Origin of the sequence: Sulfitobacter aquimarinus (assembly GCF_040149565.1) — a bacterium.
Lineage (GTDB): Bacteria > Pseudomonadota > Alphaproteobacteria > Rhodobacterales > Rhodobacteraceae > Sulfitobacter > Sulfitobacter aquimarinus.
Genome location: NZ_JBEFLO010000004.1, coordinates 207648 through 219630, shown reverse-complemented (window position 1 = coordinate 219630; position 11983 = coordinate 207648). Strand labels below are relative to the sequence as shown.

Annotated in this window: 12 protein-coding genes; 2 read left to right on the top strand and 10 right to left on the bottom strand. The window is 61.7% G+C overall.

What is annotated here, in order from left to right:
• Positions 1–41 precede the first annotated feature (41 nt).
• Entirely contained in the window at positions 42–464 is a 423-nt protein-coding gene (gene ndk / locus ABMC88_RS10445) for a nucleoside-diphosphate kinase (RefSeq protein WP_349576823.1), read from the top strand.
• Between the two features lie 197 nt (positions 465–661).
• On the opposite strand, the gene ABMC88_RS10440 is transcribed toward ndk, so the two are convergent.
• From ABMC88_RS10440 to ABMC88_RS10425, 4 genes are all read right to left on the bottom strand, one after another.
• Positions 662–2911 carry a calcium-binding protein gene (locus ABMC88_RS10440; RefSeq protein WP_349576822.1) on the bottom strand — a complete coding sequence of 750 codons (2250 nt, stop codon included), beginning with the start codon at positions 2909–2911 and terminating at the stop codon, positions 662–664.
• A gap of 226 nt (positions 2912–3137) precedes the next feature.
• Positions 3138–3932 (bottom strand): metal ABC transporter permease, encoded by a 795-nt coding sequence (locus ABMC88_RS10435; protein WP_349576821.1) that lies wholly within the window; start codon positions 3930–3932, stop codon positions 3138–3140.
• Positions 3932–4696 carry a metal ABC transporter ATP-binding protein gene (locus ABMC88_RS10430; protein WP_349576820.1) on the bottom strand — a complete coding sequence of 255 codons (765 nt, stop codon included), beginning with the start codon at positions 4694–4696 and terminating at the stop codon, positions 3932–3934. The genes ABMC88_RS10435 and ABMC88_RS10430 overlap by 1 nt, the downstream gene beginning before the upstream one ends.
• Positions 4693–5208: a transcriptional repressor gene (locus ABMC88_RS10425; protein WP_349576819.1), complete on the bottom strand. Its 516-nt coding sequence runs from the start codon at positions 5206–5208 to the stop codon at positions 4693–4695. Before ABMC88_RS10425 ends, ABMC88_RS10430 begins: the two co-directional genes overlap by 4 nt.
• Positions 5209–5264: 56 nt before the next feature.
• Between ABMC88_RS10425 and ABMC88_RS10420 the strand changes: the two genes are divergently transcribed.
• A complete protein-coding gene (locus ABMC88_RS10420; RefSeq protein WP_349576818.1) occupies positions 5265–6326 on the top strand; it encodes a zinc ABC transporter substrate-binding protein in 1062 nt (353 codons plus the stop codon).
• A 113-nt stretch (positions 6327–6439) separates the two neighbouring features.
• On the opposite strand, the gene ABMC88_RS10415 is transcribed toward ABMC88_RS10420, so the two are convergent.
• From ABMC88_RS10415 to ABMC88_RS10390, 6 genes are read right to left on the bottom strand one after another with little or no spacing between them, the layout of a single operon-like run.
• Positions 6440–7336 (bottom strand): DMT family transporter, encoded by an 897-nt coding sequence (locus ABMC88_RS10415; protein ID WP_349576817.1) that lies wholly within the window; start codon positions 7334–7336, stop codon positions 6440–6442.
• On the bottom strand, positions 7333–8127 hold the full coding sequence (locus ABMC88_RS10410; RefSeq protein ID WP_349576816.1) for an ABC transporter permease: 795 nt from the start codon (positions 8125–8127) through the stop codon (positions 7333–7335). Before ABMC88_RS10410 ends, ABMC88_RS10415 begins: the two co-directional genes overlap by 4 nt.
• Complete coding sequence (locus ABMC88_RS10405; RefSeq protein ID WP_349576815.1) at positions 8120–9058, bottom strand: ABC transporter permease; 939 nt, start codon at positions 9056–9058, stop codon at positions 8120–8122. The genes ABMC88_RS10410 and ABMC88_RS10405 overlap by 8 nt, the downstream gene beginning before the upstream one ends.
• Positions 9055–9780 (bottom strand): ABC transporter ATP-binding protein, encoded by a 726-nt coding sequence (locus tag ABMC88_RS10400; protein ID WP_349576814.1) that lies wholly within the window; start codon positions 9778–9780, stop codon positions 9055–9057. Before ABMC88_RS10400 ends, ABMC88_RS10405 begins: the two co-directional genes overlap by 4 nt.
• Positions 9774–10457 (bottom strand): ATP-binding cassette domain-containing protein, encoded by a 684-nt coding sequence (locus tag ABMC88_RS10395; protein WP_349576813.1) that lies wholly within the window; start codon positions 10455–10457, stop codon positions 9774–9776. The genes ABMC88_RS10400 and ABMC88_RS10395 overlap by 7 nt, the downstream gene beginning before the upstream one ends.
• Entirely contained in the window at positions 10454–11977 is a 1524-nt protein-coding gene (locus ABMC88_RS10390) for an ABC transporter substrate-binding protein (protein ID WP_349576812.1), read from the bottom strand. Before ABMC88_RS10390 ends, ABMC88_RS10395 begins: the two co-directional genes overlap by 4 nt.
• Positions 11978–11983: the final 6 nt, after the last annotated feature.

Sequence of the window (11983 nt, the reverse complement as noted above, 5' to 3'; positions counted from 1 at the left end):
GCTAGGGAGCGGCCAAATTAACACTTAAATGGAGACGACCCATGGCTCTTGAGCGCACATTCTCGATCATCAAACCAGACGCAACAAAACGCAACCTCACAGGTGCGATTGTTAAGAAATTCGAAGACGCAGGTCTGCGCGTTGTCGCATCCAAGCGTATCCACCTGAGCAAAGCCCAAGCGGGCGCGTTCTATGCCGTCCACGCCGAGCGTCCCTTCTATGACGAGCTGTGCGAATTCATGGCCTCCGCGCCAATCGTTGCACAGGTTCTGGAAGGTGAAGACGCCATCGCGAAAAACCGCGAAGTTATGGGCGCCACAAACCCGGCAGACGCAGAAGCCGGCACCATCCGCGCCGAATTCGCTGAATCAGTTGGCGAAAACTCGGTTCACGGGTCCGACGCACCAGAAACAGCTGCCGAAGAAATCGCGTATTTCTTCTCGGGTCTTGAGCTGGTCGGCTAAACCTGCCGCTACATTAGACGATCAAAGGGCTGTCCTACGGGGCGGCCCTTTTTTTGTGCGGAGAGGGCGGGGAGGCATTGATGCGCAGGCGACTTCATTGGTTCGGCGCTGCACGTCAGGTGCTTTTGACACGGCACGGATGCTTCGGCAAAACGCAAGCCGCCTTATCCGTCCCGCAGATTTAATCGACCCAGGGGTTAAAAGATCAGCTCAGCAGCATCATCTTCGGGCTCGGGCGGCACGTCTTCATCCTGTGCCGCGGGCAGGGCAAGCGCGTTCATGATCTGGGCGGCGGTGATGTCATCACCTTGCGACGGCGCCAGACTGCGCCAGACGATACCATCGGGCGTGGTTTCCATCTCCAGCGCTTCGCGGCCGATTTCAGTGCCGTCTTCGGACAGGGCCACGCGGTCGGTCTCATAGATGCGGTCGCCGTTCGTGTCCCACACGCGGTCATAGGAGGGGTCGAACCACGAGGCGTTCGCAATGTCGCCGCTGTCAGGGTCGATGACAAAGTGGTAGGCGTCTGGCCCGTCCAAAAGGAAGCTTGAGGGCGCGATGGCCTCATCGGGAGCGGCTTCTTCTGTACCACTGCCGAGGCCGCGCCAGACGGGGCCGTCAGGTGTGGTTTCCATTTCCAAAGACGTGCGGCTGATCTCTTGTCCGTCCGCATCCCAGCCGACCCGCTCGACCTCATAAATGCGGTCGCCGTTGCTGTCCCAGACACGGTCATAAGAGGGGTCGAACCACGACACATTGCTGATCTCGCCGCTGTCGGGGGCGATGACAAAGTGATAGGCGTCCGCGCCCTCCAGCGAGTAGGTGGCAACATCGGTTGCAGGATTATCCTCATCTGCGGGCGGCGCCGTTTCGTCGGGCTCGTCTGCGGCGCGGTCATTTTCGCGCCAGACGACGCCATCGGGGGTGGTTTCCAGCTCGTGATAGCTGTGGCTGACCTCTTGGCCATTTGCGTCCCAGCCGATCCGCTCGACCTCATAGATGCGGTCGGCGTTGCTGTCCCAGACGCGGTCGTAGGAGGGATCGAACCAATATATCGTGTCGATGTCGCCCGTGACGGGATCGACTGTGAAATGGCCGCTGTCCGCACCCGCCAGGGCATAGGTAACACCTGTGGGGGCCTCGGGCTCGTCGGCGGGGTCGGTTTGATCGGCGGGCAGTCTGAAATCACTGCTGGTCAGCGGGTTATCCGACCTGACAGTCACCGTCAGCACACCGTCCGGCACGTTCAGGGTCAGCACCGTATCTGCGCCAAAGGTGCTGGTGGCCGCGGCCACGTCATCGAAGCTGCTGTAGCCTTCGATCGCGGAGAGGTCGATCATGTCCTCTGCGCCGTTTGCGCCAAAATCGGTGATCAACACAGTGCCTGGCACGCCTGTGAGGACGAATAGATCGTTTCCGTCGCCGCCGCTGACGATGTCCGCGCCGTCACCCGCTGCAAGGGTATCGTTGCCACCATCCCCGATAAGCACGTCATTGCCCGCGCCGCCCGCCAGCATGTCGTCGCCGCTGCCGCCATACAGGCTGTCGTTGCCGTCGCCGCCAAAGAGGGTGTCATCGCCAGTGCCTTGATACAGCACATCATTGCCCGCCGTGCCAAAGACCTCGGCGGCGGTATCGTCGCCGTCAGGGGGCGTGTCATCGGGCGCATCGGGGGTGTCCTCTTCGCCCGTGTCCGGTGCCGTGTCGTGGGGCAGGAATTCATCGAATGTGTCGTCGATCACCTCCGCCATGATCCGGGCGAGGGCGGCATCTGGCCCGTCATAAGGAACGCCCCATTCATTGACCGTCTCAAGCGGCAGGATGGCGACATCTATATCGGCTACGGCAGAGGCGTGGATGGCGGCCATGAACCAGTTGCCCGTATCGTTGAGGTGGATGTTGTCGCTGAACAGATCACGGATGCTGGTCAGGCCTGGAACATCGCCTGCCTCGATCCGGTCGTGTAGCGCGCCCATGGCCTGACCTGCGGGGATCATCAGAACCTCGGCGCCGCCAGCTGCGTTCACATCATCGACAATCCCTTGCCACGCGGGCAAATCGCTTTCGATCTGGGCCCGCCATGCGTTGGTATCTGCCCCGATCTCGTGCCATGTCTCGTAAAGATAGACTTGGGCATCGGGGTCCGCGCTCTGGGCAAGGTTCGCATAGCGCGCCACATAGCCTTGGGTGTCGTTCCACAGGATCTGGTCATCAAGGGGGATCGCCTCGGTCACGATCACGGTGTCGTAGTCACCGCTTGGCAAAACCGCACGGGCGTTTACGCCCTGCGCACTGGCACCATTGTCCCAGTTATAGCGCAAAGACGCGCCATTGGTGACCTGCGCATCGGCGTGGATATCAAGGTTCTGGCTTTGCATGAAGCTGTTGAACATTGTCGGCATGACTTGCCCGACCAGACTGTGCCCAACAAAAAGTGTATCACCCATAGCGACCTCAACTCATTAACCAAGACATTTTACGCGTGTTTCATCACCGATATTCCAGCGGGTCACAAGGTGAATTTCCGCCGCAAGCGGCTTGCCGCAAATACGGGGGAGATTTCCGCGCAATATCAGCCGCATGAGGGGCTGAACTGCCCGTCTTTAATGCGATATGCGCTGAGATCATGCGAACGGCCACTCGCGCCCAGAAAGGCACCGCAGTCAAGCGAGCCTAGCCGAGGATTCTGATACCTTTGAGCAGACTGGACGCCAGAAAAGAGATGGCCGCGACGCAGACAATCGACGGGCCGGCGGGGGTATCAAAGACATAGGCGGCACGCAGGCCGACAATGACGGACAGCGTGCCGATGGCGGCGGCGGCCACGGCCATCCCTTCAGGCGTGCGCGACATCGGGCGGGCCGCAGCAGCGGGAATGATCAGCATCGCCGCAATCAGCAAAACCCCGACGACTTTGATCGCGACGGCGACAGTGATCGCCAGCGCCAGCGTCAGCACCAATTGCTCTCGCTTGGGTTTGATGCCGCTGGCATATGCCAGATCTTCGTTCAGTGTCGCGGTGAGCAGCGCGGACCAGCGCCATCCGATCAGCGCAACCACAAGCGCCGCACCGCCCCAGATCACTGCCAGATCAGCGCGGGATACGGCCAGAATGTCACCAAACAGATAGGCCATAAGGTCAATCCGGATGCCCGATATGAACGACACCGCCACAAGTCCGAATGCCAGCGCAGAATGCGCAAGAACGCCCAGCAGCGTGTCCATCGCATACCCGCGGTCAGACAGGAAGCTGACGGTCAGCGCCATCAGCAAGGCCACAACCATCGTGCCAACAAAAATCGACATCGAAAACGCCAGCGACAACGCAACGCCAAGGATGGCGGCGTGGGCTGTTGCGTCGCCAAAATAGGCCATGCGCCGCCAGACCACGAAACACCCCAGCGGGGCCGCCGCAACAGCTACGCCAACACCCGCCAACGCGGCGCGTACCATAAAATCATCCAACATTATCGGGCTGCCTCGGAATGGTCGTGGGGGTGGTGGGCGTGATCGCTGTGATCATGGTCGTGCCCGTGGTCGTGTTCATGTCGGTACAGCGCCAATGCGCCGCCTGTGCCGCTACCGAAAAGCGCACGGTATTCCGGCGCGGAGGCAACAACCGCAGGCGTCCCTTCACAGCACACGTGGCCATTCAGGCAAATCACGCGGTCAGACGCGCTCATCACGACATGCAGCTCATGGCTGATCATCAAAATGGCGCAGCCTGTATCGCGGCGGACCTGTTCGATCTGTTTGTAAAAAGAGGCCGAGCCGCGTTGGTCCAGCCCCTGTGTCGCCTCGTCCAGCAGCAACAGATCGGGCTGCCCGATCAGCGCCCGCGCCAGCATCACGCGCTGGAACTGCCCGCCCGACAGCTGCGACAGCTGCGCGTTCGACAGTTCGCTGACACCAGCCTGCGACAAAGCGTGATGAATGTCGTCCGCCGCCACATTGCCCGGCAGTTTGAGGAACCGCGACACGGTAATGGGCAGAGTTTCATCCACATGCAGCTTTTGCGGCACATAACCGATGCGCACGCCGTCGCCCCGCATAACGCGGCCCTTGGCGGGCGTGACCGCCCCGATAATCGCACGCAGCAAACTCGTCTTGCCCGAGCCGTTGGGCCCGACGATGGTCACGATCTCGCCCGCGTCTACCCGCAGCGACACATGCGACAGCACCGTTTTCGCCCCGTAGCGGACGCTGACGCCCTCAACCTCAAGAAGGCTCACCCCTCGGCCTCGGTTATACAGGTGGGGCAGAGGCCTTCGGCTTCGACCACGGTGCGTTCGATGCGAAAGCCGCTTGCACGGGCAGCGTCACCCAATGCGCCGCGGGCAGGGGAGGAGTATGTCTCGGCCACGGCGTCACATAGACGGCAGATCATGAATGCGGGGGTATGCCCCTCGTCTGGGTGAACACAGGCGATAAAGGCGTTCAGCCGCTCGATCTTGTGGGCCAATCCGTTCGCCACAAGGAAATCCAGCGCGCGGTAGGCAACAGGCGGCTGGGAGCCGAACCCTTCCTCGCGCAGCCTGTCCAATATGGCGTAAGCCCCCAGGGCGCGGTGCTCTTGCAACAACAGCTCTAGCACCCTGCGCCGCACGGGCGTCAGGCGAAGCCCGCCCGCCGCACACCGCGTTTCGGCAGCAACCAGCGCGTCGCGCACGCAGGCGTCATGGTCGTGAAGGCAAAACCCCAAAGGGCTTTTTGCCGCAGCGCCGGCTTTGGTGGCTCTTGTCATAATATAACATTTCATCTATTCAGCGATAAGTGTTATAAAATCACATGGAGACGCCAATGTCCAGAACGCTTCTTTCCCTCTCGCTTGCCGCTACTTTGTTGGGGGGGACTGCGCTTGCAGAGGCTCCGAAGGTCGTTGCGGATATTGCCCCTGTGCATTCACTGGTCGCGCAAGTCATGGCCGGTGTCGGGGTGCCGAAACTGGTGATCCAGCAGGGGGCCAGCCCGCATGAATACAGCCTCCGCCCCTCCGAGGCACAGGCGTTGCAAGACGCGGATCTGGTCTTTTGGATCGGTGCGGAACTGTCGCCATGGATGGCCGACGGGATTGAAACGCTGGCCTCTGACGCCGCTGCGACCGAATTGTTGGAAGCACAAGGCACGACCGCGCTGGAATTGCGCAGCAATGCGCTGTTTGAAAAGCACATTCACGGGGCGCATGAAGACGACGATCATGACGACCACGCAGACCACAAAGATCACGCGGATCATAAAGAAGAAGGTCACGACGACCACGCCCATGAGGACAAGCATGGCGATGAGGGCCACGAAGAACACGGGCATGACGACCATGATAATCATGACGATCATGCACATGGTGCGCTCGATTCACACGCATGGCTGTCGCCGCAAAACGCGATGACATGGCTGAACGTCATCGCGGGGCAGTTGTCGGCCGCTGATCCCGAAAACGCAGGCACCTATTTTGCCAATGCCGCCGCCGGCCGTGCGCAGATCGAAGCGACGATGGCCGAAGTGACCGCGACGCTTGATCCCGTGCGCGACCGCCAGTTTATCGTGTTCCATGACGCGTATCAGTACTTTGAGAACGACTTTGACTTCCCCGCAGCGGGCGCGATTTCCATCGGTGACGCCTCGGATCCAAGCCCCGCGCGGGTGGCCGAGATACAGGCGCGCATTTCAGATGAAGGCATTGATTGCGTTCTGTCAGAGCCGCAGTTCAACGCTGGCCTTGTCGCAACTGTTCTGGATGGTGCGCAGGCAAAGACTGCTGTGCTGGACCCGCTGGGCGCTGATCTGGAGCTTGGGCCGCAGATGTATCGCCAGCTGATCACAAACCTGTCGGCGGCATTGGCTGGATGCTTGGCGCGCTCGTGATTGTTTGATGATACCCCCCAGCAGCGTTCGGGCGCTGCTGGGGGGGGGCTGTAGCTATGCAGCCGCCGTGCGTAATGAGCGGCGATGACGAAGGGCGCGATAACTAAAAAGCGTTACTTTGCTGCGACCTGCGGTTTGTTCTTCTCGGCGGCGGCGACAGCGGCGCCCAAAAGCACCAAAGGTGCGGCGATCAGGAAGGTCGTGGTCAGCGGCAGTCGAAAAATCAACAGATCCGCCAGTAGCGGCCAAAGCAGGGCGACATATTCAAAGGGCGCAATGCGGCTTGCTTCGGCATAGCGGAAAGCCATCGTCATGGCGATATGTGCAAACCCTCCGAACAGGCCTGCGCCGACCAGCAGAACCAATGTCATGCCGTCTGGCATAACCCATCCCCACGGCGCGGTCACAAGCCCGCCGACCATAGACGCCAGCGCAAAATAGAATGCGATCGCCCCCGGGCTTTCGGTACGGTTTAGGCTGCGCACCATAATCAAGGCAAAGGCGCTGAGCGTTGCGCCGACCAAGCCAATAGCGAAACCCAAGAGGCGTGCGTTATCAACGCCTCCCACGCCCAGCTCTGGCCACATCATAACGACGACCCCCGCAAACCCGAAAGCAAGCCCGCCAACCCGCCAGCGGGTCAACCGTTCCGACAAAACGAAAACAGCCGAGACTGACATCAGGATCGGGGAAAGTTGCGCGATCAGGATCGCTTCGGCGAGGTTCAGCCGTGCGATGGCGGCAAAAGATGCAAACAGGGCGAGTGCGCCAAAGCCGGCCCGTAACAGATGATCCCGGGGCCGCGTGGTGGCAAGCCCGTGCGGAAACTCCCGTCTTATCCAAAGAAACAGCACCAGCGGGATGAGGGCAAAGGCGGACCTGAAAAAAACGATCTCACCCAGCGGGACATCCGCGCTGACCGCTTTGGCACAGATCAGCATCCCCGCAAACAGCGCGCCAGAGAGGACGCGCAGCGAGATCGCCAGCGGCGGGTTGTGCGTATTCGTCATTCGGTTCGGTCCTGCCGTGCAACTGTGTCGCGTAATACATCGCCCGCGATGTTGATGACCAGCACGCAGATGACCACCGCAAGCCCCGGCCAGATCATCTGAAGCGGGGTCGAGCGCATGTGGATGCGCGCATCCAGCAGCATCGTACCCCATTCAGGCATCGGCGGTTGTACGCCAAAGCCAAGGAAACCCAATGCCGATATGCCAAGGATCGCACGGGCAAACATGCCCGTCCAGACAACGGTAAGCGACGGCAAAAGCGATGGTAGATAATGCCAGCGGGCGATGTATAACGGCGACAACCCTGCAAGGCGGGCCTGCACAACATAGCCCTGCGTTTGCAGCGATAGCCCGATGGCACGCGCCACGCGGGCATAGCGCATCCATCCGGTGACCGTCAGCGCAAAGATCAAACTGCCCGTGCCGGCCCCCAGCACGCCTGCGATGACCACGGCGGCCACCAGCTCGGGGAAGGCAAGGAAACTGTCGGTCGTGCGCATGACGATCCAGTCGACATAACGGCCACCTTGGGCTGCAATCAGCCCCGCCAGCGTGCCGATGCACAGCCCCATCACCGAGATCACAAACGCAAGGCCCAGCGACCAGCGGGCGCCGTGCAGCAACCGTGACAGGATATCGCGCCCCAAGGCATCCGTGCCGAGCCACCACTCTGCGCCTGGCGGGCTGAGGCGGGCGGGGATGTTGATCGCCGTCGGATCGTGGGGCGCAAGCAACGGCCCCGCCGCCGCCAGCACGACAAGCGCACAGATCAGCATCACGACACTACGCATCACGCGCTCCCATGCGCGGGTCAATGGCGCGGTAAATCAGATCAACCGACAGGTTGACGATGACAAAAACGAGGGCGGTCAACAGAACAACCGCCTGCATTGTCGGGAAATCCCGTGCGAGGATGGCGCGGATCAGAGTGGTGCCAAGGCCGGGGCGGCCAAAGATGATCTCGAACACGACAATCCCCTCCAGCAAGAACGCAAGTTCCAGCCCAAAGACCGTGACCACGGGCACGGCGGCGTGGGGGCCGATATGGTCGCGCCCGATGGCGCGATCTGTCACGCCGCGCCGCCTTATTGCGGGCAGAAACGGCTGGCTACGTGCCTCAAGGATGCCTGACCTGAGAATGCGGGTAAACGAAGCGGCCACCCCAAGGCCAAGTGCCAGCGCGGGCAGAGCCGCGTGCGTTGGCGTCCGTGCGCCCATCGCGGGCAGCCATCCCAGATGTACGGCAAACAGCAAGATCAGCAAAAGCCCCATCCAGAATTGCGGGATCGCAGTCCCCAAAGAAGCCACCGCCACGGCACATCTATCCACCCAACCACCCGGGGCGCGTGTGGCAAGAAGCGCCAGCGGGACAGAGAGTGCGACACCGACAAGCATCCCCATCAACGCCAGCGGGAAAGAGTATGAGATAGCCGTCACAAGGTCTGGCCAGACCTCGCGGCCCGTCACGGACGACTTGCCAAAGTCACCTTGCAACAGCGGAGTGACCCAGCCCTGAAACGCGGGCCAGAACCCGCCGTCCAGCCCGACCTGCGTGCGGATTTCATCCACAACATCCGCAGGCACCTGCGACCCGAAGCGGGCCAAAGCAATGGCCAGCGCAGGATCACCCGGCGCGTGCCACAACAGCGCAAAGGTCGCCAGCGCGGTCCCTGCCAACACAACAACGGCCCGCAGCACCAGATCAGCCACCAGTCTTATCATGCAACCTGCTCCAACGCGCCAAGCGCAAAGGCGGCATTCCGCAAGGTGCGCCCATAGGCGGATTGTGGGGCCAGCACGAAATCGGACGCGGCTGTTGTTTCTTCGGTTCGGCCAGCGCGCAGGACGGTGATGGTATCCGCAAAAGCGGCGGCATAGCCAAGGTCGTGGGTCACAATCAGGGCGGCAAACCCGATGTCGGCCTGAAGATCAGCGATCAGACGGGCCGTGTGTTTTTGCGTGACCGCATCCAACGCCGATAGAGGCTCGTCAAACAAGACCAGCGGCGGGGCCGCGATCAGGGCGCGCAGGATGCCCACCCGTTGTGCTTGCCCGATGGAAACCTCGGTCGGCAACCGGTCAAGCAGCGCCGGCGCGATTTCCAGACCATCGCACAGGCGCTGTAGACGGGTGTCATCCACGGCGAGATGCCGCGCCACCAGCGGCTCCATCACAGAGCGGCGCAAGGGCAGGCGCGGGTTAAACGCGCTGCGCGGCTCTTGCATGACAAGGGCGGGTTTGCACAACGGCACGGGCTGGCCCGCCCATGCGATCAGACCAGAGGATATACGCACCAACCCGAGGATCGCCCCGATCAAAGTAGACTTTCCCGCGCCGCTTTCGCCCACAACAGCCAGCGTTTTGCCTGCGCCAAGAGTGAAAGAGATGTCTTGCAGCGTCACAGAGGGGCCGCGCCGCACCGTGATGTTTTGAACCTCTAACATGGCAGTTCCAACCAGTTGCGGTGCGCGCATAGCGCCTTTGCCGTATCGGTTCGGGGGGCGGCAAGGAAATGCGCGGTTGGCGCGTCTTCAACGATGCGCCCGTCTGCCATTACCATCAGGCGCCTCACACGCCGTGCCGCCAGCCCGAGATCGTGGGTGATCAACAGCAGCGCGGTCTTGCGGGCCGACAGATAAGCCTCCAGCAGGTCCATCGTGCCCGCCGCAACAACGGGATCCAGCGCCGAGGTCGGCTCGTCCATCACCAACAGATCAGGCGTGCCGATCAGGGCCATTGCAATGACGAACCGCTGTTGCATACCGCGGCTCCAGCCCCACGGGCGTTTGCGCAGATCGCCGCCCTCGATCCGCAGCGCGGCGAACAGTTCCTTTTGGCGGGCAGGATCAGGGGACAGGCCCAGCGCCTGTTCGGCCTCGCGCCAGTGAAACGACATTCTGCGCAGCGGGTCCAATGCCTCGTCCGGGGATTGCGGCACATGCGCCACGCTGTGCGCCTGTGCGCGCAACGCGTCGATCAACGCATGGCCCAGCGTTGATTTGCCAGAGCCCGACGCGCCAACAAGCCCGACACGTTCGCCGGGCTTTATTGAAAGGGTTGTCGGATGTAGAATGGTGCGGCCCGAACGTGCAACGCTCAGGCCGGAAGTCGTCAGTGTCATTTGGTCAATGCAGTCTCATGGGTGATCCAATACGTCTCGGTCGGGTGTACCTGATAACCGGTCAGACCTGCACGCCCTACATTGGCTTGCGTGACATGGAATACAGGGATCAGTGGCACATCCGCCGCGATCAATTGCTGCACCTCGGTGTAGATGCGCTGGCGCACTGCGGGATCAAAGGTGGTTTGCCCGTCTTTCAACAGCTGGTCCATCGCGGCGCTGGTATAGCCGCCGGCGTTTGACCCGCCATCACTGGCCACCAAAAACCCGAGGACTGCGCCAGGGTCGCCCTGCGGCAGCATAACCCATGCTTGCAGGAACATATCGCCGTCGCCTGCCTTCAAGGCGTCATTGCTTGCGCCGTATTCGCCAACATTGACGGTCGCCTTGATGCCGATCTGTTGCAAGAACGCTTGCGTGATCTCGGCGGTGGGGGGCAGTGCGGCGCGGGACGCATAGGTCAGGATCTCAATCTCCAGCGGGGCACCGTCCAGCATCCACTGGCCGCCTTGCTTTACCGCGCCTGCCTGCGCCAGCAGTTCCTCGGCGCGGGCAGGGTCATAGGTGGGGGTGATATCCGCAGCCCAGCTTTTGCCAGCGGGATAGATGGTGCCGGCGGGCACACCGCCCACACCGGACAAGACCGCCTCGACAATGCCATCACGGTCAATCGCAAGCGAGACCGCCTGACGGATCAGCGGATTGGCCAAAGGACCCGATGTCGTGTTCACCGAATAGAAGTAGAGCCGCGCCGTGGGGGAGGTAAAGCCAAGCGCACCGGTTTCCTGAATACGCTCGAAATCGGTTTCAGGATAGTTGATCACCAGATCGACTTCGCCCGCCTCGAACGCCAGTGCCGCAGCGGCGGGGTCGGGAGAGGCAACAACGCGGACTTCTTCAAACCCGGGCGCACCAAGGCGGTAGCCGGTATTCGCTTCGGCGCAGTAGAGCTGGTCAATCACCGCTTCGCGGAAGATATACGGGCCTGTGGCATTGATCGGGAAGGCGTCCGAGGCTGCGCCCATGATGGCGACTGCGGGGTCGGACAGGCTCCAGCGGAAGGCGGCATTGGGGCTGTTTGTCTCGAACACAACTGCATTGTCGCCTTGGGCAGTCATCCCCGCCAGATCAAGCAACCGTGCGACGCGGGCATTATAGGCAGGGCCGTCCTCGACGCTGATCGGCGTAATGGCATCAATCACGGCCTTCGGGGTTACGGGGCTCCCATCGTGGAATTTCAGACCCTCGCGCAGGGTCACACGCCATGTGGTCGGCGAGAGTTGCTCGATCCCGCTGGCCAGACGGGGATAGAGGTTCAGATCATAGTCGATCCCCATCAGCGTCTCGGTCACGCCCGTCTGGTTGGACATCCACCCGTTATAGCCGACACGCGGGTCGGGCACTTCGGCCGTGGGGCCAAAGACAACCGAGATGGCAAAGCTGCCTTCCTGTGCGGTGGCCGCGCCAGACAGGCCCAGCGACAAGGCCGCGGCAGCGGCGATGCGTTTTAGATGTGACATGGATGG